A 21,745-nucleotide genomic window follows, 5' to 3' on the forward strand; every position below is an offset into this window, starting at 1 on the left:
TCTCCTTAGCTGAGAGGTTTTTTTTATTCAACTAGGAGGTTATGAAAATGAGCGGAATAATAGCAACATACTTAATTCATGATGATTCTCACAATTTAATTCACAAAGCAGAGCAAATCGCTCTCGGTTTAACAGTTGGTTCGTGGACACACTTACCTCACTTACTACAAGAACAATTAAAACAACATAAAGGCTCCGTCATTAGCGTGGAAGAATTAGAAAACAACGAAAAAACAAATATATACCTTGATAAAAAAGTAAAGCGAGGCCTTATTAAAATTCATTATCCATCTGCTAACTTCAGTACCGACTTACCAGCAATTTTCACCACTGTTTTCGGAAAATTGTCACTAGACGGAGAAATTAAATTAATTGATTTAACATTTTCTGATGATATAAAAAAGCTTTTTCCAGGTCCTAAATTTGGTATTAATGGGATACGAAACACATTGAAAGTTCACGACCGCCCTCTTCTCATGAGTATTTTCAAAGGAATGATTGGCCGAAATATCGGCTATTTGAAAACACAGCTTCGCGATCAAGCAAGCGGAGGTGTAGACATTGTAAAAGATGACGAAATTTTATTTGATAATCCGTTAACACCACTGTCTGAACGGATCCGAGCTGGAAAAGAAGTATTGCAGTCCGTTTACGAAACATATGGTCATAAGACGTTATATGCTGTTAATCTTTCAGGACGCACTTATGATTTAAAAGAGAAGGCGAAACAAGCCGTTGCAGCTGGAGCTGATCTATTACTCTTCAATGCATTTGCTTATGGACTTGATGTTTTACAAGCTTTAGCGGAGGACGATGATATTTCTATTCCAATCATGGCACACCCAGCAGTAAGCGGGACTTACATAGCATCTGATTTATATGGATTTTCATCTTCCTTATTACTCGGCAAGCTCCTTCGCTATGCAGGCGCAGATTTTTCATTATTTCCATCACCTTATGGAACTGTCGCTTTAAAACAAGAAGAAGCACTTTCTTTAGCAAAATCACTTACAGATGAAAATGAGCCATTTAAACGAAGTTTTCCTGTTCCATCTGCTGGCATTCACCCAGGACTTGTTCCGCTTCTTATTCGTGATTTTGGTCAGCAATGTGTCATTAATGCTGGTGGCGGTATTCACGGACACCCATCTGGCGCACAGGGAGGCGGAAAAGCATTTCGATCTGCTATCGATGCAACGCTAACAAACATACCTCTTCATGAGGTTAATGATCCTAATTTACAAGCCGCCTTGCGTTTATGGGGCAATCCTTCTGGAGAGGTGAAGGCATGAGTATTCAAATTTTTTGCGATTTCGATGGCACAATTACAAATAACGATAATATTGTTGCCATTATGGAAAAGTTTGCACCGCCAGAAGCGGAAACAATTAAACAACAAATTTTATCACAAGAACTTTCTATTCAAGAAGGTGTTGGAAAACTTTTTTCTCTATTACCTACAAGTCTACAAAATGAGATTACAGCTTTCATTAAAGAAACCGCAGTCATTCGTACTGGCTTTATAGAATTTGTACAGTTTTTACGAGATAACAATATCTCACTTTATATCATATCAGGAGGAATGGACTTTTTTGTTTATCCTCTTCTCGAAGGACTTGTTGATTTTAAGCAAATTTATTGTAATACAACTGATTTTTCTAATGAAACAATTCAAGTAAATTGGCCACATTTGTGTGATGAACATTGTGAAAATGAATGTGGTCTTTGTAAATCAACGCTTATTCGCAATTTAAGTTCACGGAATAATTTTAAAATTGTAATTGGGGATTCTATTACAGATTTACAAGCCGCAAAACTTGCTGATAAAGTGTTTGCTCGTGACTTTCTTATTACAAAATGCAAAGAACATCACATTTCTTATACACCTTTTGAAACATTTCATGATATCCAAAACGAAGTAGGGAAATTGTTGGAGGTGATAAAGTGAAACAGTTATTTCGTCAATGGCAAGAGCTAAGTGACCTGAAAAAAGAATTAACCGACCGAAATTGGTTTCCAGCAACAAGCGGAAATATTTCCATAAAAGTGAGCGACAATCCACTTACCTTTCTCATTACAGCAAGTGGAAGAGATAAAACAAAAACAACGCCAGATGACTTTCTGTTAGTCAATCAAAATGGGGATCCTGTTTTAGAAACAGATTTACGCCCTTCTGCAGAAACATTGTTACATACTCACATTTATAACAATACAAACGCTGCATGCGTCTTGCATGTCCATACAACCGATAACAATGTCATTACAAACGTATATGACAAAGAAGTTGTACTCTGCAATCAAGAAATTATTAAAGCTCTCAACATTTGGGAAGAAGGAGCCTCTATTCGAATTCCAATCATTGAAAATTACGCTCATATTCCAACGTTAGGTGAGAATTTCCGTAATCATATTTATGAAGATGCAGGAGCAGTTTTAATCCGAAATCACGGTATTACAGTATGGGGAAAAGATAGCTTTGATACAAAAAAAAGATTAGAAGCATATGAGTTTCTATTCCAGTTCCATATTAAACTTTTATCAATTAAAGGAGGCGTTCAACATGGCGCAAATTCGTATTCATGAAGTTAACACTCGTATTGAAAAAGAAATAGAAGTACAACAATTTTTACAAAATGAAGGTGTTTTGTATGAGAAATGGGATATCATAAAACTTCCTGCTCATTTACAAGAAAACTATGCATTAACTGATGAAAGTAAGAAAGAAATTTTAGCAGTGTTCGCAGAAGAGGTCGCTGATGTTTCTAAGCGCCGCGGCTATCAAGCAAGCGATGTTATCTCACTTTCTAACGCAACACCGAATTTAGATGAATTATTAGTAAACTTTAAACAAGAACACCATCATACTGATGATGAAGTTCGCTTTATTGTTAGCGGACATGGCATTTTTGCCATTCAAGGAAAAGATGGTCGTTTCTTTGATGTTGAACTTGAACCAGGCGATTTAATTTCGGTTCCTGAAAACACGAGACATTACTTTACACTTCAAGATGATCGTCAAGTTGTCGCAATTCGTATTTTTGTGACAACTGAAGGTTGGGTTCCTATTTACTAAGGTAGTACGTTGAATAAAAGGAATGGATTCCCCTTTTTCTTCCTTTTATTCACTCTACATATATACATCCTCCTATGGGCAGGTTTATCTCTATACAGGAGATAAACCTGCATTTTTTGTTGAATAATTTTTTACAATTTTATGAACATTTTGTGAATTTTTTCTGAATATTCTGTTTAAAATGTGTTATAATACAAATAATAGAAAAAACAAGTGAAATTGTAAAAAGGAGGAAGGGAATACATGGAGTTAATTTTAGCCATTCTTTTCGGTGTCGTTTGCGGGTCTATACCTGCTGTTGTGGGAGCTATTATGGAGGAATTAGAAGTCGGTATGATCGGTTTTGTCGCATCTTCTGTAAGCGCTTTATTTTTTGGTTTATATGGTGCAATTCCTGTTTGTACACTGTTTGCACTATATATATTACGTCATTCTCGCACAAAACGATTTACTCGAACTAGAATGGGTGAAGTCATTCCCTTTCCAATTGAAAAAGCACGCCGCGCAACAGGCCTTTCTTAAATAAAAAAGTCCTCATATGAGGACTTTTTTATTTATTTTCTTCTAAGAATTGAAATAGCTCCTGTAAATGAAGTGCATCCTCTCCATAACTAACCGAAACATAAAATTTCCCAGCTACTTCTGCATTCATATATACATCAATGAGATCACGTTCGTACTTTAACGCTAAATAAAATTCCATCTCTTCTAGCATTTCTTTCGTTGTGCGAATGACATAACGACCTGTTTCATCTCTGCCATATTCAAATACCGGTTCAAAATTATACTTCTTTTTAAATGCAGCCAGTTGCTTATCATTAATATGAATTGTTTCTGCGCGCTGTACCGTATCAATGATATTATCAAATTTCTCCAAGCCCATGCACTCACTCCTTTATGTATCGTTTATACAATGCCTGTGTTCCACTATTTTCTTCACCGTCTTGCATCAATTGTTCATATAATTCTCGCGCAAGAGCTAAGCCAGGTGCAGATAATCCAAGCTGTTCTGCTTCTGCTAACGCAATTTTCATATCCTTAATAAAATGTTTTACATAAAATCCTGGTTCAAAGTCACCTTGTAACATACGCGGTGCTAAATTACTTAATGACCAGCTACCTGCTGCACCAGTAGAAATACTTTGTAACACTTTTTCTGGATGTAAACCTGCCTTTTTTGCATAAGCAAGTGCTTCACATACACCAAGCATATTAGATGCAATTGCAATTTGGTTGCACATTTTTGTATGTTGACCACTACCTGCATTTCCTTGCAACATAATGTTTTTACCTAACAATTCAAATAAAGGTAAGCATGCTTCATATACTTCTTCATCCCCACCAATCATAATCGCAAGGCGCCCTTCTTTTGCTCCAATATCGCCGCCTGATACCGGGGCATCTAATACATGAATTCCTTTGCTCTTCCCTTCTTCATAAATACGTTTCGCAAGAGTTGGTGTTGATGTTGTAAAGTCAATCGTAATCGTTCCTCGCTTGGCATGAGTAAGAATCCCCTCTGCACCGAAATATACTTCTTCCACGTCATGCGGATAACCAACCATAGTCATGACAACATCTACTTTTTTTGCAATTTCCTTAGGAGAATCACACCAGTGTGCACCTTCTTCAATCAGAGTTGCTGTTTTTTCTTTTGTACGATTATATACATAAACAATATAACCAGCTTTTATTAAATGACGCACCATACTTTTTCCCATAACACCTGTACCAACAAAACCAATAGAAGCCGGTGGCAATATCTGTTTCATCTTCTTATCCCCTTTTCTCTAATAAATCACTCACAAGTTTACGAAACTCATTATTAAACCCATCATCAATTCCATTTTGCACATTTGAAAATACAATCACAAATAATTGTTTATTCCAATTAAAATTGTTAAATGTATTCCATCCCGAAAGTACACCATGATTATGATAATAATCAGGATATATATATAAACTAAATGCATATTTTTTTTCGGAGGATGGTGTTAGCATTAATTTTAAACTTTCAGCAGAAATAAGCTTATTTGTCATAATTGCTTCATCTAGTTTTTTCATATCCTGCACCGTTGTATACATCTCTCCGCATCCATATAACCAATTCATTGCTAATTTAGGCGCTAACACAAGCTCATTCTCTTTCCTTTTATATCCTTTTGAAAAATTTGCATCTCTTGTTGGTGCCTCTCCCATACCTGACTCCGTCATTCCTGCGGGAATAAAGATATGATTTGTAACATATTGTGCTACGGATTGACCCGAGAGTTTTTCTACAATATAAGCTAGCACCATATAATTATAATCCGAATATAACCAGCCACTTCCAGGTTGAAAGGCGGTTGGTTGTTGTCCCAGCCATGTCACTAAATTAAGGCGAGATGATGCATTGACTTTCCCTTTTCCATGTTCAGGGAGTCCCGATGTATGCGTTAATAAATGATACAACGTAATATTTTTACTAGCAGGAAAAGAAGGAATATATTTATTCACATTATCCTGTATATTTACCTTCCCTTGTTCTTGCAACTGTAGAATTGATACCGCAATGGTCGTTTTTGTAATAGAACCAATTCGATATTTTGTTTGCGGCGTATTTTCAGTTTGTTTTTGTACATCCGCGAAGCCATACCCTTTATTGAATATTGTACGGCCTTGATATGAAACGAGAACCGAGCCGTTAAATTGTTTATCTTTTAAATATTGTTCTAGTTTTTGCGTAACAGCCGTATAATCAATTTCTTTTTCTTTTTCTTTTTCTTTTTCTCTTTCTTTTATTGTTTCAGTAGAGGGTATTGTTTTTGTTGACTTTGCTTCTTTTTTAGCAGGTACTTTAAAAAAGAAATAGCTCCCAACTAATAAAATAGAAAGCAAAAAAATAATGGTACTCCATAACGTCTTCATTACTAAAAATCCTCCGTCGCATCTTAAATAATTATTCCCCTCTTCACCATTATCCGACAATAAAAAAAAATCGCAACAATTTGTTGCGAAAAATGTTACATTTTTTCTTTTCTATATAAGCACACTTGATTTTTCCCCTTGTTTTTCGCTTCATATAATGCAATACCTGCTCGATGCATCAATATTTCTTTCGTAATTCCATTTTCGTATGCAGCAACACCAAAGCTTGCTGTGATCTTTGAAATTCCAGAAAATTTTTTTGTTTCGATAAAAAAACGAAGTGATTCTGCAATTTGAAATGCTTCTTTTTCTGTTGTATGAGACAAAAAAATAATAAATTCTTCTCCGTCCCACCGTGCAAAAACATGATGCGGCTGTAATTTTGCTGTCACAAGTTCTGCTAGTTGTGACAATGCTAAGTCTCCAAAATCATGACCATATGTGTCATTTACTTTTTTGAAATCATCAAGATCAAATAAAATAAGAGCAAATGATTGACTCATTCGTATAGCAGTTTCCCAACCTTGTGAAAATAGTCTTTGAAACTTCAACTGATTATAAATATTTGTTAAGGAATCAATGGTTGCTAAACGCTCTTGCTCTTTATATTCGTCTTCTAATTCTGTAATATCTGTACATGTAACGATGAATCTCGATACATCATCCGGCAAAGGAACAATACGTAACAAGAATACAGTTGCTTCTTCAGCGTCGTTATACATTTTGATTTTTCTTGATTGCGTTAAGCAATCATCAATCCACATCATATCATTTTCTGCAATATAATACCCGTTCTCCCTTGCAAAATGTTCAGCAAATGTCATGTGATCCTCATGATATGACATAAGATCTTCATATCCGAAGAAACGTAAAAAATTTGTATTGCAATCTATAATTTCATCATCTTCTAGAATAAAAAACAAATCATTCTGAAAATCAAATATCATTTGAAGTAGCTCTTGTTGTAATATAACTTGTTTTAATAGTGACAACTCATACACACTCTTTTGCACTTCAGCAAGTATAGATTGAGGCGTAATTGGAGGTAATACAATATTTCGCACCCCAAGTTTAATAAGGTCAACAAATTGAGATGTAACTTGTTCACTCCATACAATGATAAAAGAAATATCTGAAGTAAATAATTCTTTTACAAATTCGACTTGAGAAGAATGAGAAATATATATAATTACGATTTGTGGTTGAACTTTTTCAAACAATATTTTCCCTTCCTTAAAATTATGTGCTAAAAACAAGCACTTTGGCTTTAACGCTGCAACTGTATGTTCTTGATTATGACCTTCTTCAATATACAATACATTCATATCGAGATCCTGTAATACATTTTGAAAAACTGTATGTTCTAATAAAAAATGCAGAATGTTCACCACTAGGCTTTCACTCACTTCATTTATCTCATTCTTACAAGCTTAAGAACCCCCTTACGATAGAGTTCGTCACTTATAAGAACTTGATTTGTTCAACAAACCATCACATGGCAGTTTCACGTTATATAAACCGCTTGAAGTCCTGTATCATCTTTTTATTGTATGACAACAATAAGTGAGACGTTTGTGCGAATATCTTCTTTTATTCCTATCTTTTTTAAAACACTTGACAATATAACTACATATATTATATTCTTTTACAGTACATACTTACAAAATGTAAGTTAAGAACATTTTTATATTCGTCTCATTTATAAATAGAAACAAAGCTTGGAGGAATTATAATGACACAGCAAGATTTCTTTACTGTTTTATACGAACGTACATCTAATCGTGCTTTCAATCCTGAAAAAGAAATTTCAAAAGAGGAACTATATAATATTTTAAAAGCTGCTGGTCAAGCACCATCAGCTTGGAATTTACAACACTGGAAATTCCTTGTATTCCAAGGTGAAGAAGTACAACGCCGCTTACATCCAATTGCATATAACCAGCAACAAATTCTTGATGCATCTGCAGTTGTCGCTATATTAGGTGACTTAGAAGCAAATAAAAATGTTGATGCTGTATACGGTCCACTTGTAGAACAAGGACTTATGCAAGAAGAAGCAAAAAATCGTTTGGCACAAAACATTGAAGGTGCATATCAACGTGAACAATACCCACGTGATGCTGCATTCTCTAATGCATCTTTAGCAGCAATGCAACTTATGCTTGCAGCAAAAGCAACTGGTTGGGACACATGTGCAATTGGCGGTTTTAACCCGCAAGCATTAATGGAAGAGTTTAATGTGTCTTCTCGTTACCTTCCAATTATGTTAATTACAATTGGTGAATCTACATTAGAGGGGCACCCAGCACCACGCATGAGCGTAGAACAAGTAACAGAATGGGCAAAATAAAGTAAAACTGCCAGCAGTTATCTCCCACCTATCTTCTTTGTTTCGCTCTAAATCTTGAGGTGGGGACTTACTGCCCGCGAATAGCAGGATAAGAGACGAAGGGATTTTCCTTCGTCTTTTTTAATCCATATCTTTAGCAAGCCAGTAATTATCACTACTTTATTTAGGAAGGATAGAATCTAAAGATGCTTTTTTGTTACAATTATGATACAATAGTAACAAATTGATAACAAGTGAGGGATTTTCGTTGAATTTATATGGAAGCTTTATCGCGATATTGTGCTACCTAGTCACAGTACTGCTTCTGTACTTCGTTGGAGATATGACAAATATTGCGATGCTACAGTTTTCAAAAGAAACAGCGCTTCAGTCCGAAATTGGTCAACATGCTTCTCGATCTGTTGCACCACTACTATTAGCACTTCCTGTGTATATCATTGTTTTATATAAAAGCAAAAAAATATAAAGACTGCCTTTAAAAAAGAGGCAGTCTTTTTTATTTCCATATCAGATTTTTGTCCAAACTCTCATTTCCCTCTTCTCATATGTTATAAGAAGAATCGCAACAGTCTACCTAAAACATTTATTCTTTTCCTACAAAATAGGAAAAAATCTTTTTAAAAAATCTGCACTGTGTCCAAACAAAGCATGTACCTTGAGCATATCTTATTAATGTGAAGGGGGTGAGAATTATGTTCGGATGTTTCGGATTTGATGGCTGCGACCGCCGCAGCGAGCGCCGTGTACGTAGCGACCGCCGTAGCGAGCATCGTACTGGTCATAGAAATCGTTTTTGCAGCGTTCTTAGAAATATTTCAATCGGTACTCCAATCGCTCTATTAACAATTAGAGATAACGGTTCTTTTAATAACGTTGTATTTGAGGGCTTCTCAAATGGGGTAGCACTTTTCTCTGGAGTCTCTACAAGTGTAAGTGTAGGAACAACAACAACAGGTTTACTACGTGTTTGCCCACATGACGTTGTAGCTATCGTTTTCTAATAGAAGTCATTACCTTCCAGGAAAGCTATTGCTTTCCTGGTTTTATTTATTTTGTTACTTGCGAGAAAAAATACCTACCTAGAAAATTTTTTACGTTATAAAAAAACCTGAGACCGATTTCACTCAGCTCAGGTTTTTTTCATTAAATGCTTTTTACAAGTTCTACTACTTCTTCAGCAGTTGACATGTTTAAAGCTTTTTGTGCTAACTCTTCCATTTGTGCTTTTGAAAGCTTGCAAATTTGCGTTCTCGCTGGAAGAATAGATGTTGCACTCATACTAAATTCATCTAATCCTAATCCAACTAATAGCGGAATTGCTAGAGCATCTCCTGCCATTTCACCGCACATACCAGCCCATTTTCCTTCTTTATGAGCTGCATCAATAACCATTTTTACAAGACGTAAAATTGCTGGGTTATATGGTTGGTATAGGTAAGATACGCGTTCATTCATACGATCCGCTGCCATTGTGTATTGGATTAAATCATTTGTTCCGATAGAGAAGAAATCTACTTCTTTTGCAAACTGATCAGCTAACACCGCAGAAGCGGGGATTTCTACCATCATACCAACTTCAATGCTATCAGACACAACTGTACCAGCCTGCACAAGTTTTTCTTTTTCTTCTAATAAAATTGCTTTTGCTTGACGGAATTCATCAAGAGTTGCAATCATCGGGAACATAATTTTCAAATTACCGTATACACTCGCACGAAGTAATGCACGAAGTTGTGTACGGAAGATATCTTGTTCTTCTAAGCATAAGCGAATTGCACGGTAGCCTAAGAACGGGTTCATTTCTTTTGGTAAATGTAAGTATGGAAGCTCTTTATCGCCACCAATGTCAAGTGTACGAACAACAACCGGCTGACCTTCTCCTACACCTTCAAGAACAGCTTTGTATGCTTCAAATTGCTCTTCTTCTGTTGGAAGGTTGTCACGGCCCATGTACAAGAATTCTGTACGATATAGACCAACGCCTTCACCACCGTTATCAATAATACCTTTTACATCTTTTGGTGTACCGATGTTTGCTACAAGCTCAACATGGTGACCATCTGCCGTAACTGTTGCTTCATTCTTTAATTTTGCCCATTCTGCTTTTTGCTCTTCAAATTGTGCTTTCTTTTCTTCATAAACACGAAGAGTCTCTTCAGATGGGTTTACAATTACTTCTCCATCTAAGCCGTCGATGATTACGATATCGCCGTTTTGGATTTGCTCCATAACAACTTTTGTACCAACAACAGCTGGGATTTCCATTGAACGAGCCATAATTGCAGAGTGAGATGTACGTCCGCCAATATCAGTTGTGAAACCTTTTGCATATTTACGATTTAACTGTGCTGTATCAGACGGTGTTAAATCTTCTGCAATGATGATTACTTCTTCGGAGATTGTACTTGGGTTTGAGAAATTAATTCCAAGTAAGTGTGCAATAACACGCTTTGTCACGTCACGAATATCCGCTGCACGTTCTTTCATATACTCATTATCCATGCTCTCAAACATAGTAATGAACATTGATGCAACTTCATCCATCGCAAATTCAGCGTTTACTTTTTCGTTTTTCACTTTATCTTTTACTGGGTTTACTAGTTCTGGATCATTTAATACTAGTAAATGTGCTTCAAAGATAGCCGCTTTATCAGCACCAAGCTCAGCAAAAGCGTGATTTTTAATTGCTTCTAATTCAGATTTTGATTTCTCAAGCGCAGCTTCTAAGCGTGCGATTTCCGCAGCTTCATCCGTAATCGTTTTCTTTTCAATGTTAAATTCAGGATTTTCTAGACGGAACGCCTTTGCAATTGCAATACCACTTGACGCGGCGATTCCTTTAATATTAAGAGTCATTATTCTCCTAATCCTTCGTTTTTCATAGTTTCTTCGATAGCTGCTACTGCTTGAGCTGCATCATCACCGTTTGCAGTGATTTTGATTTCTGCGCCTTGTTGAATACCTAAAGACATAACACCCATGATTGATTTTAAGTTTACAGTTTTTCCATTATACTCTAAGTTAATATCAGCACCAAATTTGCTTGCAGTATTTACAAGTAAAGTTGCTGGACGAGCATGAATTCCTGAGTCACTAGTTACTTTAAAGATTTTTTCCATAATAATCTATCTCCTTTAAACTACAGTATATTTTAGGTTGTATAGACGTGAGTACTACACATTCTATTGTATATAATAGGCGATGTTCGGTCAACTACATCGCCTATTATAATTATAAACATTTTGCGTCTAAATTTTACTGAATGTCAATAACGTTTGTTTCACCTTTTTTAATATTACCTTGCTTTTTGATTTCAACCTTCTGGCCTTCTTGTAAGTTTGTGAAAACAATCGGCGTAATAATAGAAGGCGCATTTTCTTTTACAAATGCTATATCTACTTTTAATAAAGGCTGGCCTTGCGTTACCTTATCACCTTGAGAAACTAGTGCTTCAAAGCCTTCTCCATTCAATTTCACTGTATCAATACCGAAGTGAATTAAAATTTCTTTTCCGCCTTCAGATTGAATACCGATCGCATGTTTCGTTGGGAATACGTTCACAATTTCACCATTTACCGGAGAAACTACAGTTCCTTCCGCCGGTTCAATCGCAAATCCATCCCCCATCATTTTTCCGGAAAACACTTGATCTGGCACTTCTGTAATCGGTAAAATTTTACCTTCAATCGGAATCGCAATTACTTCATTTACATCTGCTTTTTGTACAGGCTCTTCTACTTTTGCAGGCGCTTCTTTTGGAACATGCACTGCACGACCTGCCATAATATCTTGAATTTGTGATTTTAACGTATCAGATTTTGGACCAAAGATCGCTTGAATATTGTTACCAACCTCAAGAACACCTGCTGCTCCAAGCTCTTTTAAACGACCTTTATTTACATCTTTTTGATCCTTTACTTGAACGCGTAAACGTGTAATACAAGCATCTAAAGAAGCAATGTTTTCTTTTCCGCCAAATGCTACTAAAATTTCACCTGGAAGCTCGCCTGCTTCTACTTTTTCTGCTCCTTCGACCTCTTCTACTACTTCACGACCTGGTGTTTTTAAATCCCATTTGCGAATTGCAAAGCGGAATCCGAAGTAGTAAATCACTGCTAGTACAAGACCAACAATAATTACCCACCACCATGCCGTACGGCCTGGTAAGACACCAAATAGCATAAAGTCAATTAAGCCACCGGAGAATGTCATCCCGATTTTAACGTTTAAAAGTTGCATAGTCATAAATGATAAACCAGCAAATACTGCATGTATTCCAAATAGTACAGGTGCTACGAATAAGAATGAGAACTCAATTGGTTCTGTAATACCTGTTAAGAAAGATGTTAACGCAGCAGATCCTAAAATACCAGCTGCCATTTTTTTATTTTCCGGACGTGCTTCATGATACATTGCTAATGCTGCTGCTGGAAGACCGAACATCATAAACGGATATTTACCTGTTGTAAATGTACCAGCTGTTAATGTGACACCATCTTTTAATTGTGCCATGAAAATCTTTTGGTCACCGTGGATAACTTCACCTGCTGCATTTGTATATGAACCGAACTCAAACCAGAACGGCGCATAGAAAATATGATGTAGCCCGAACGGAATTAAAGACCGCTCAATCAACCCGAACACAAATGCTGCTAACGTTTTATTTGCATCAATCATTTGATGCGAAAATGCATTCAAACCGCTTTGGATTGGTGGCCAAACAAAGCACATTACAATCCCTAAAATTAAAGCGAATGTTGCTGTTGCAATTGGCACGAAACGCTTGCCAGCAAAGAATCCTAAATATGATGGCAATTCGATGTTGAAGTATTTGTTATAGCAATATGCTGCTAATATCCCTACAATAATACCACCAAACACTCCCGTTTGAAGTGTTGGAATGCCTAATACATTTGCATAAGATGGATCTGCAAAACCAGTTTTAATTGGATCTCCAGCTTTGCTTGTTACTTGAACTAGCTTGTCTACTCCTAAGAATACGCTCATCGTTTTATTCATAATTAAATATCCAACGAAGGCCGCTAATCCAGCTACTCCGTCTCCGTTTGATAACCCGATGGCAACCCCTACTGCGAATAATAATGCAAGGTTTGCGAAAATAATATCACCAGATTGTTCCATAATTTTTGCAACTAGAACAAACCAGTCTGCTTTTAAAGCAGGGATTAGATTTGTTAACTGTGGGTTTTGAAATGCATTACCAAATCCAAGTAAAATACCTGCCGCCGGAAGGATAGCAACTGGAAGCATTAACGCTTTTCCGACTTTTTGAAGAACACCAAAAATCTTTTTAAACATTTGGATTCTTCCTCCCTTTCTTTTTTATTTTTACTTTCGGCAAATGCAAAAAGGCATGAGTTAAAAAAAGGTAGAAAATAGCTATCAAGGAGTAGTATGTCCCTTTCAATAGCTACCATTCCAACCTCTTCTTCACTCATGCCTGATCGAATCAGTAACACGTGTCGAATCGTAATGAAATAAGTGCGATATTCAGTTCACGCAAACGTTTCCGTTTATCGATGTGCAAAATTTGTCGAAAGTAATAACTTTCTGTAAGTTTATTATACATAAGTCATGTAAGCGATTCAACAACTTTTTTTAACGTTTACATTTTCGACAAAATCAAACAATTCCTATACTTGTTCTACCTTCACAAGGCGCTGTAAATGCATCGTTAAATAAATCGTTTCCGCTTCATACACAGGCAATTGCAATTGTTTTTGCATTACTTTAACAAGTTTCCATGCCAAATTATAGCACTCTGGAAATTCAGCTTTTAATAGAGCTGCAAAATTTTGTGATTCTTCCACTTGTTCACCATTTTTCACACGTTCAATTGCGTATTGCAAATGCCGAACAAGACGTAAATAATGAATGCTCTCTTTATCTAACACGATCTGTAAATTTGCTTCAATTAAAGAGACGAGATGAGCAATCAATTTAGAATTTTGATTAATAGAAGACACTTCAGAGTTTGTAATAGAGCTATAAATATGCAATGCAATAAATCCAATCTCCCCTTCTGGAAGATGAATATTTAAACGAGAGTTAATTAATTCTACAACTTCCTCTGCAATTTTATATTCGTTTGGATACAGTACTTTTGTTTCTACTAAAAATGGATTGTCTACTGTAAATCCTTGCTTTAATCGCTTAATAGCAAAAGCAATATGGTCCGTTAAAGCTATGTGAATATGTTCATTTAACGGTTTATCTACACGATCTTGAATATAAAACATAAGATCATTCATTAATTCAATTAACTTCTCGCTCACATGCGGAACAAGAAGTTTATATTGTTCACGGTCACGTTCATTTGTTAATACAAACATCTTTTCAATCTGGTCTACTTGTAACATTTCTTTTGCTTTTTTGCCAAACCCAATTCCTTTTCCAATGACGACTACTTCTTCATGTTCTGGATGTGCAGCAATAATAACATTATTATTTAAAACTTTTTTAATTTCGAGACAATTATTCATTCAACACCACCCTTGCTCATAAAAACGTCTGCTTTCATGTTACAGAACAATCTTATTTTTCGTCAATGTAAAACATCTACCATTTCGAAAATGTCGTTTTTTAGACATGATTGCATGAGATGCGTATAATGTAAAGATATACGCCTAGTAGAAAGGAGCAACAACATGATTAAAATGTTCATAAGCGATATTGATGGCACAATGATGCAACACGGAGGTGTAATCGATGAACAAGATATAGATGCACTGCGTAGCCTTGCTGACCAAAATATAATCCTTTGTTTCGCTTCTGGAAGACTTGATAACGAAATTGCCGAGTTAATGAACAAAGTTGACATAAACTTTCATCGTATTAGTGTAAATGGTGTATTTGTATATACACACGAAAATAAACAATTGCTATCAGCAACATTTGATTCTACTATTTTACCAGAGCTATTGTCTATAACAAATAAAGAACCATTCTTTCGCTATGTAAGTGATGAATATAATTATTATATTGAGGAAAAAACACCGTTTATTCATGAGCTCGAAAAGCAAATAAAAATGACTTCCGTTGCAGAACCAAATTTGCTCGAAAAAATCGATAAGACACTTTTCCCTAATAAAATTTCAGTTGGGGGTACCAAAGAAGATTTAATTACTCTTCAAAAACAAATTGATGAAACTTTCAAAGGAAAAGTAAGCACCTTTATTTCTGCCGAGCAGTGTTTAGATGTGATGCCACCTAACATTAGTAAAGGTTCTGCTATTTCTGTCTTATTAGATGAATTTAACATTCAGCCTAACGAAATAGCTTGTATCGGTGATTCTTACAATGATATCCCAATGTTTGCTTTAACACCTCATAGCTTTGCGATGGCGGGCGCAGATGATGAAGTCAGACAACACGCAACTCATACAGTTTCTTCTGTTAAAGATGCGATTGAATATGTTCTTCATTATAATGAAGAACATAAAAATACGACTCACTCCCTATAAGGATGAGTCGTATTTTTATCCCGCTATTCGCGAGGAGTAAAAAGCCGATTGGTGAGAGCTTTCCATCAGTGGGGTTTTCTTCACCCCCACTGATGGAAGTTTCACTTTATTTCACTCCATAAAACATTATTTTCCTATTTATTGCGTGAAATATTTGTAATAAACTTATAGCGATCTCCTCTGTAAATACATTTTACGTATTCCAGTGGTAACTCACCTTCTGCATACGACCATTGTCTCATTACAAGCACAGGTGCTTTCTTTGGAATATGAAGATGCTCAGCCTCTTCATCCGTTGCAATAGATGCTTCAATAGATTGCATAGCACGAACTAGCTTAAAACCTAGTTTTTTTTCTAAATGCTCATACAATGATTGCTGCAAAATTTCTTCGTTAATATCTTTTACAAGAGATGGTGACAAATACGTTGTCTCAAACGCAATTGGTTCTTCATCAGCTAAGCGAATACGTCTCACTTCATAAACTGATTCTCCCTCTTGAATTCTAAGTCTGTCTGCTACTTTAGCAGTAGCCGGAACAAGGCGAAAGCTTAATAACTCACTACTAGGTTCCATTCCACGAGAGAGCATATCCTCTGTAAATCCAGTCATGCCTTGCAGCTTTTGTTCAACTTTCGGAAGTTGTACAAAAGTTCCAATTCCACGCTTTCGGTATAAATATCCTTGTTCAACTAAGTTATTAATTGCCTGTCTGATTGTCATTCGACTTACTTCAAACTTATCACATAATTCATTTTCAGATGGAATTTTATCTCCCGGCTTCCATTCACCGTCTTCAATTAGTTGTTTCACCCACTCTTGAATCTGATAATAGATCGGAAATGGTGAATACTTGTCGATGTTCATCAGCAATCGCCTCACTGCATAAAGATAGAGCTTCTTGATCTGCGATTACGGTTACATTTGGATGACGTTGTAAAACTGTAGCCGGACAACCTTCGTTTACGTTCCCTTGTAGCATTTCCTTAATCGCTTCTGCTTTTTTTAAGCCAGAAACAACAAGTAAAATTTGCTTTGCTTTCATAATGCTACCAATTCCCATTGTAATGGCATGAGTTGGCACATCTTCTTCTTTTTCGAAGAAACGACGGTTTGCTTGACGAGTAGATTCTGTTAACTCAACAATGTGAGTTGCAGAATCAAGTGGTGTTCCCGGCTCATTAAATCCGATGTGACCGTTTTCACCGATTCCAAGAATTTGCAAATCAACTGGATTGGTATCAATAATGCTTTCATAACGTTTACATTCCTCTTGTAAATCGCCTGCCATTCCATTTGGTACATAAGTTTTTTTAAATGGAAGATGATTAAACAACTGTTCTTGCATAAAGTAATGATAGCTGTTTTTGTCTTCGTATGGTAAATTTACGTACTCATCTAAGTTTACAGTGGTTACACGGCTTGTATCAAGTTTATTTTTTCTCATTAATGCATAAATCCCTAATGGAGAGCTTCCTGTAGCCATTCCTAGCACTGGATTTTCTTTTGATTTTACAATTTTTTCAATTATTTTATAGCCTGCTTCTGCTAATTCTTCTGGAGTTTTCACAACAAGGATATTCATCTATTTACTTCCCTTCTTTCATATGGATTCCTAATCGAACAGTATCATATACATGTAAATCTTCTGTCATGACAACAAAATCTGCATCTTTACCTACCGCTAATGCACCTTTGCTATTTAATCCAAATTCTTCCGCTTGGTTAACTGATGTCATAAGTACAGCATCCTCAATTGAACATCCTGTAAATTCAATTACATTTCGGAACGCTTGGTCCATTTTTAAAATACTACCAGCTAATGTTCCATCTTCTAATCGAGCACTACCATCTTTTACATGTACAGGCTGTCCGCCAAGTTCATATAATCCATCTTCTAGACCCTTTGCACGCATTGCGTCAGTAATAACACTTACTTTTTTAGGACCTTTTAATTTATATGCCAATTTCACCATATCTGGATGAATATGAATACCATCTGTAATCACTTCAACCATTACGTCTGGGTTTAATAACACATGACCAACTACACCCGGCTCCCGATGATGCAAACCACGCATTTGATTATAAAGGTGTGTTGCATGTGTAATATTTCTATCTGTTAATTGATTATCAGTTGCATCTGTATGTCCGATTGTACCGATAACACCAGTTTCTGCGAGGTATTGTTCAAACTCACGCGCCCCTTCTTCTTCAGGAGCATATGTTACCAGTTTAATTAAATTTCCGCTTGTTTCTTGCCATTGTTTAAATTGTTTAATATTTGCAGGAACAATGTATTCAAGTGGCTGTGCACCTGCACGTTTTTTTGAAACGTACGGGCCTTCTAAATGAATATATTCAATATGTGCACCTTTTCCCTTTGCTTCTTTTGCAGCATTTAGAGCTGCTTCAATTGCTTCGGGAGACTGCGTCATTGTTGTTGGGAAGAAAGTTGTAACTCCTTCTTGTAACATCTGTTTACCTAGAGTTACTAATCCATCGCTATTTGCATCCATTGCATCAATATCGTATCCACCGTGAATATGAACATCAATCATTCCTGGAATTACAATATTCCCTTTTATATCATGAATCTCTTCATTTTCTTGTGGTACATACTGAGCCATCAATCCCAGTTCTTGAATTTGATCTGTATAACGAATAAAACCGTTTTCTAACACTTCATGACCTGTATAAATTTTGGCATTGATGACAACTTGCGTTTTCATTTCCATCGATCCTTTCCCATATAATACTACTTGTATTATTACCTATTTACCTATTTTCATCATAATATATACACGAGTAGTTGTCTATACAATACAGATAAATTTTTGATAAAAGAAACAGGTAATTCACTTTTCTTCTCTAATTATAATATATAACATTCATTTTATTCAAAAGGGGAGATTAACAATCTCATGAAGAAATCCGCAATTATTTCATTCACTATCTTTATAACAGTAGTTCTTATTGGCTGTGGAACGTATTATATTATGACGAAAATGAATATATCTAAACAAGTCTCAACACCTCCAGAGCCTCCAAAAGATGCTCAAACTGCAGCTATTTACAAATCAATTCATGAAAAGCATGAATTACTAAACAAATTGGTCTGTTATGACCAATATAAAAACTGGACCCCTTCCTCTTCTTTATGGGCTGAGCATGATGCCGCCTTAAAACAAATTGAAGAACAATTCTTACAATACACACCGTCAGTTGAAGGAGATTTGCAAAAAGACTTTCAAAATATTGTTTCTTACACGAAACAAGCCCGTAAAGAGAAAAAAGCAACTACACTTGTAGAAATACATCGTGTTATGCATGACTTAGATATTTTATTAAACGGATATCAAGAAAAGCTTTGGAACGTGACTGTATATAAACGTAATTAATTATATTTGTAACTTCAGCAGCTTATATACCCGCTGCTGAAGTTAGCTTATACATACACTATTTTAACAACGGTAAAGGTAACTGATGCTGAATAACAATACGCTCTCCATCTGTTTCAATTTCAACATCATGTTTTACTGTAGTATATACAGTAATGCCATGCCGATATAGTCGTTTCATCACACTTCGATGTGGATGACCATACGGATTCTTTTTATCATATGAAATAACAGCAAACTGCGGTGCAACAGCCGTTATAAACTTTTCACTCGTTGATGTATACGAGCCGTGATGACCAACTTTCAATACATCCGCATGTACATCATATCGTTTTATCATTTCTTCCTCTGTATTTGTATCTGCATCTCCCATAAACAAAAAATCAGCCTTACCATAACGAATTTTCAATACAATAGAGGATTCATTATTTTCTCGCTTCGCTTTCCCATCATTTAACACTTGAATAGAAATATGAGGATCTAGAGGGATATATTGTTCTTCTTTTACTCGTAAAAATGGTACACCTCTTTTTTTAATACTTCTTATGTACGTATGATATGTAAATGAACTATATAGTTTTCCACTATCTAACACAAGTGAAACTGGCATTTGTTCAATAATTGGAATTAATCCCCCTATATGATCCATGTCAGGATGCGTACCAATGACAACATCTAAACGTTTAATCCCTTTTTTAATTAATGTATCAATAATAGGCTCTCCTGCTTCATACGGTCCACCATCAATTAAAATTGTTTTCCCGTTCGGTAAAGAAATAATTGTTGCATCCCCTTGCCCAACTTTTAAAAAGTTTACAGTCATCTTACCTAAATGCGTACGCTGACTTGAAAAGGAAGAAGCCGTATGTATAGAAGTATGCTGACGTATAGGGGATGCACTATTTAAAGTTATACATAATACAATTGAAAATAGAAAAAGAGCGATACGCACATCTTTCATACACCTTCTCCTTTTTCTATTTAGTATGACGCAGCTTTCATTTCATATACAAAAAAGCTTGGCAAAATGCCAAGCTTTCACTTCGAAATTTCTTGTAAAGAACCAAAGAATAAATCCGCTTCATTCATTCCTTCGCCCTCTTCTGACAAAGCAGGTAATTCATCTAATGTTTGTAATGCAAATGTATCTAAAAATTCTTTTGTTGTGCCGTATAAAATGGGACGTCCTGGTCCTTCTGCACGCCCTACTTCTTTAATTAACAAATGAGACACAAGTGTTTGCAAAGCGCGATCCGTTTTTACACCGCGAATCTCTTCGATTTCTGTTCTCGTAATTGGCTGGCGATAGGCAACAATTGCTAATGTTTCTAATGCCGCTTGCGATAAAGATGCAGCTGTTGGTGCATCCATCAATTTTTGATAATACGAGGCATGTTCTTTCTTCGTTGTAAAACGATACACCTTTGCAAATTGAACAATTTGCAAACCTCGGTGCAACTGCTCATATTCCGTCTGTAATTCCTCTACAAGCCCTATTACAGTTTTCACTTCTATTTCTAACACTTTTGCGATTTGTTCCGGATAAATCCCTTCATCACCTGCTACAAACAGCAGTCCTTCTATAACTGCCTTTTGTTCTTGTCTATCCAACGATAAAAGCTCCTTTCTCACATTCCTTGTATCCATATACATCATAAAGACCGAACAACAATATATTGCGTTCGGCCAAACTGTACAACTATGATTTCAATAAGAAAATTTCATCAAAATTATGCTCTTGCTCAATGACAATTTGCTGATGTTTCATAAGCTCTAAAATTGCTAAAAATGTAACAACAACCATTTCTCGGTCGTCATCTGCAAATAAATCATAAAAACTTTGACGACCTCCTGCCATTTCTAATTGTTTTAAAACATCACCCATTCGTTGTTCAATCGGAATCTCTTGCCGAGCAACTGTAGCTGTCACCGGACGTTGTATTTTCTTTCGACGCATTAGCTTTTGAAATGCTGCCAGCATATCATATAGCGTAACATCAATCGGCAGCTTTTCATCATCCTCTTTTTGAAACATCATAAAATCAAGAGGAGGACGTGTATATAACTGTGCTCGTTCTTGTTCTTTTTCTTTTAATTGGGTAGCGACTTGCTTATATTTCTTATACTCAATCAGACGTTCCATTAACTCTTGCCGAGGATCTTCTATAAATTCTTCACTGCTATCCTGTTCATCTTCTTCATGCTTTGGAAGTAACATTTTACTTTTAATTTGTAATAGCGTCGCGGCCATAACTAAATATTCACTTGCAACATCAAGCTGCAATTCTTTCATCGCATGGATATATGATAAATATTGTTCTGTAATTCCCGCTACAGGAATGTTATATATATCAATTTCATAACGATTAATTAAATGTAATAACAAATCTAAAGGGCCCTCAAATGCCTCAACTTTAAAATTATATTGCACAAATCATCCCACCACATTTTTTCTGTCACTCCATAAGTATAGAGCATACGCATACACTATCCAACCTTTTTCAGAAATTTAATCAAAAATAGACGTATAC

The 21,745-nt window shown here is 35.8% G+C and carries 25 protein-coding genes; 10 read left to right on the forward strand and 15 right to left on the reverse strand.

Annotated features, from left to right (window positions below; all coding sequences use genetic code 11):
• Positions 1–47 precede the first annotated feature (47 nt).
• From mtnW to WAX78_RS06345, 5 genes are all read left to right on the forward strand, one after another.
• A complete protein-coding gene (gene mtnW, locus WAX78_RS06325; protein ID WP_336481454.1) occupies positions 48–1,292 on the forward strand; it encodes a 2,3-diketo-5-methylthiopentyl-1-phosphate enolase in 1,245 nt (414 codons plus the stop codon).
• Complete coding sequence (locus tag WAX78_RS06330; RefSeq protein WP_336481456.1) at positions 1,289–1,948, forward strand: 2-hydroxy-3-keto-5-methylthiopentenyl-1-phosphate phosphatase; 660 nt, start codon at positions 1,289–1,291, stop codon at positions 1,946–1,948. Before mtnW ends, WAX78_RS06330 begins: the two co-directional genes overlap by 4 nt.
• Entirely contained in the window at positions 1,945–2,583 is a 639-nt protein-coding gene (locus WAX78_RS06335) for a methylthioribulose 1-phosphate dehydratase (protein WP_336481457.1), read from the forward strand. Before WAX78_RS06330 ends, WAX78_RS06335 begins: the two co-directional genes overlap by 4 nt.
• Positions 2,561–3,073: a 1,2-dihydroxy-3-keto-5-methylthiopentene dioxygenase gene (locus WAX78_RS06340; protein WP_336481458.1), complete on the forward strand. Its 513-nt coding sequence runs from the start codon at positions 2,561–2,563 to the stop codon at positions 3,071–3,073. Before WAX78_RS06335 ends, WAX78_RS06340 begins: the two co-directional genes overlap by 23 nt.
• A 243-nt stretch (positions 3,074–3,316) precedes the next feature.
• Complete coding sequence (locus tag WAX78_RS06345; RefSeq protein ID WP_336481459.1) at positions 3,317–3,595, forward strand: hypothetical protein; 279 nt, start codon at positions 3,317–3,319, stop codon at positions 3,593–3,595.
• A gap of 28 nt (positions 3,596–3,623) precedes the next feature.
• On the opposite strand, the gene WAX78_RS06350 is transcribed toward WAX78_RS06345, so the two are convergent.
• The 4 genes from WAX78_RS06350 to WAX78_RS06365 all read right to left on the reverse strand — a co-directional run bounded on the left by WAX78_RS06350 (position 3,624) and on the right by WAX78_RS06365 (position 7,368).
• Entirely contained in the window at positions 3,624–3,956 is a 333-nt protein-coding gene (locus WAX78_RS06350) for a DUF3909 family protein (RefSeq protein ID WP_336481460.1), read from the reverse strand.
• 4 nt (positions 3,957–3,960) lie between these two features.
• Positions 3,961–4,845 (reverse strand): NAD(P)-dependent oxidoreductase, encoded by an 885-nt coding sequence (locus WAX78_RS06355; protein WP_336481461.1) that lies wholly within the window; start codon positions 4,843–4,845, stop codon positions 3,961–3,963.
• A gap of 4 nt (positions 4,846–4,849) precedes the next feature.
• A complete protein-coding gene (locus WAX78_RS06360) occupies positions 4,850–5,980 on the reverse strand; it encodes a serine hydrolase domain-containing protein (protein WP_336481463.1) in 1,131 nt (376 codons plus the stop codon).
• A gap of 95 nt (positions 5,981–6,075) precedes the next feature.
• On the reverse strand, positions 6,076–7,368 hold the full coding sequence (locus tag WAX78_RS06365) for a sensor domain-containing diguanylate cyclase (protein WP_336482000.1): 1,293 nt from the start codon (positions 7,366–7,368) through the stop codon (positions 6,076–6,078).
• Between the two features lie 344 nt (positions 7,369–7,712).
• Between WAX78_RS06365 and WAX78_RS06370 the strand changes: the two genes are divergently transcribed.
• From WAX78_RS06370 to WAX78_RS06380, 3 genes are all read left to right on the forward strand, one after another.
• On the forward strand, positions 7,713–8,330 hold the full coding sequence (locus WAX78_RS06370) for a nitroreductase family protein (RefSeq protein ID WP_336481464.1): 618 nt from the start codon (positions 7,713–7,715) through the stop codon (positions 8,328–8,330).
• Between the two features lie 247 nt (positions 8,331–8,577).
• Positions 8,578–8,796, forward strand: coding sequence for a hypothetical protein (locus tag WAX78_RS06375; RefSeq protein WP_336481465.1), 219 nt, complete (start codon positions 8,578–8,580; stop codon positions 8,794–8,796).
• A gap of 226 nt (positions 8,797–9,022) precedes the next feature.
• Positions 9,023–9,331, forward strand: coding sequence for a DUF3915 family protein (locus tag WAX78_RS06380; RefSeq protein ID WP_336481466.1), 309 nt, complete (start codon positions 9,023–9,025; stop codon positions 9,329–9,331).
• Between the two features lie 142 nt (positions 9,332–9,473).
• Here the strand turns inward: WAX78_RS06380 and ptsP are convergent, their stop codons facing one another.
• The 5 genes from ptsP to glcT all read right to left on the reverse strand — a co-directional run bounded on the left by ptsP (position 9,474) and on the right by glcT (position 14,833).
• Entirely contained in the window at positions 9,474–11,186 is a 1,713-nt protein-coding gene (ptsP, locus tag WAX78_RS06385) for a phosphoenolpyruvate--protein phosphotransferase (RefSeq protein ID WP_336481467.1), read from the reverse strand.
• A complete protein-coding gene (gene ptsH / locus WAX78_RS06390) occupies positions 11,186–11,449 on the reverse strand; it encodes a phosphocarrier protein HPr (protein ID WP_020059386.1) in 264 nt (87 codons plus the stop codon). The genes ptsP and ptsH overlap by 1 nt, the downstream gene beginning before the upstream one ends.
• A gap of 136 nt (positions 11,450–11,585) precedes the next feature.
• Positions 11,586–13,649, reverse strand: a complete 2,064-nt coding sequence (ptsG, locus tag WAX78_RS06395; protein WP_336481468.1) for a glucose-specific PTS transporter subunit IIBC — start codon at positions 13,647–13,649, stop codon at positions 11,586–11,588.
• A complete protein-coding gene (locus tag WAX78_RS06400) occupies positions 13,601–13,789 on the reverse strand; it encodes a hypothetical protein (protein ID WP_336481469.1) in 189 nt (62 codons plus the stop codon). The genes ptsG and WAX78_RS06400 overlap by 49 nt, the downstream gene beginning before the upstream one ends.
• A 195-nt stretch (positions 13,790–13,984) precedes the next feature.
• The gene (glcT, locus tag WAX78_RS06405) at positions 13,985–14,833 is read right to left on the reverse strand and encodes a glucose PTS transporter transcription antiterminator GlcT (protein ID WP_336481470.1); all 849 of its coding nucleotides are present in this window, start codon (positions 14,831–14,833) and stop codon (positions 13,985–13,987) included.
• Positions 14,834–14,998: 165 nt separating this feature from the next.
• On the opposite strand from glcT, the gene WAX78_RS06410 reads away from it, so the two are divergent.
• The gene (locus WAX78_RS06410; RefSeq protein WP_336481471.1) at positions 14,999–15,814 is read left to right on the forward strand and encodes an HAD family hydrolase; all 816 of its coding nucleotides are present in this window, start codon (positions 14,999–15,001) and stop codon (positions 15,812–15,814) included.
• A gap of 134 nt (positions 15,815–15,948) precedes the next feature.
• On the opposite strand, the gene phnF is transcribed toward WAX78_RS06410, so the two are convergent.
• Genes phnF through nagA form a run of 3 tightly spaced genes read right to left on the reverse strand, consistent with a single transcriptional unit; the run spans position 15,949 to position 18,545 of the window.
• Positions 15,949–16,680 (reverse strand): phosphonate metabolism transcriptional regulator PhnF, encoded by a 732-nt coding sequence (gene phnF / locus WAX78_RS06415; RefSeq protein WP_336481472.1) that lies wholly within the window; start codon positions 16,678–16,680, stop codon positions 15,949–15,951.
• Positions 16,610–17,398, reverse strand: a complete 789-nt coding sequence (locus WAX78_RS06420) for a glucosamine-6-phosphate deaminase (RefSeq protein WP_336481473.1) — start codon at positions 17,396–17,398, stop codon at positions 16,610–16,612. Before WAX78_RS06420 ends, phnF begins: the two co-directional genes overlap by 71 nt.
• A 4-nt stretch (positions 17,399–17,402) precedes the next feature.
• Positions 17,403–18,545 carry an N-acetylglucosamine-6-phosphate deacetylase gene (gene nagA / locus WAX78_RS06425; RefSeq protein WP_336482001.1) on the reverse strand — a complete coding sequence of 381 codons (1,143 nt, stop codon included), beginning with the start codon at positions 18,543–18,545 and terminating at the stop codon, positions 17,403–17,405.
• Positions 18,546–18,737: 192 nt separating this feature from the next.
• Between nagA and WAX78_RS06430 the strand changes: the two genes are divergently transcribed.
• Complete coding sequence (locus WAX78_RS06430; protein ID WP_336481474.1) at positions 18,738–19,214, forward strand: hypothetical protein; 477 nt, start codon at positions 18,738–18,740, stop codon at positions 19,212–19,214.
• Between the two features lie 58 nt (positions 19,215–19,272).
• Here the strand turns inward: WAX78_RS06430 and WAX78_RS06435 are convergent, their stop codons facing one another.
• From WAX78_RS06435 to WAX78_RS06445, 3 genes are all read right to left on the reverse strand, one after another.
• On the reverse strand, positions 19,273–20,175 hold the full coding sequence (locus tag WAX78_RS06435; RefSeq protein WP_336481475.1) for a ComEC/Rec2 family competence protein: 903 nt from the start codon (positions 20,173–20,175) through the stop codon (positions 19,273–19,275).
• Positions 20,176–20,252: 77 nt separating this feature from the next.
• Positions 20,253–20,825, reverse strand: coding sequence for an SMC-Scp complex subunit ScpB (gene scpB, locus WAX78_RS06440; protein ID WP_336481476.1), 573 nt, complete (start codon positions 20,823–20,825; stop codon positions 20,253–20,255).
• Positions 20,826–20,913: 88 nt separating this feature from the next.
• Complete coding sequence (locus tag WAX78_RS06445) at positions 20,914–21,645, reverse strand: segregation/condensation protein A (RefSeq protein ID WP_336481477.1); 732 nt, start codon at positions 21,643–21,645, stop codon at positions 20,914–20,916.
• Positions 21,646–21,745 lie beyond the last annotated feature (100 nt).

This window comes from Bacillus yunxiaonensis (genome assembly GCF_037104695.1).
GTDB lineage: Bacteria > Bacillota > Bacilli > Bacillales > Bacillaceae_G > Bacillus_A > Bacillus_A yunxiaonensis.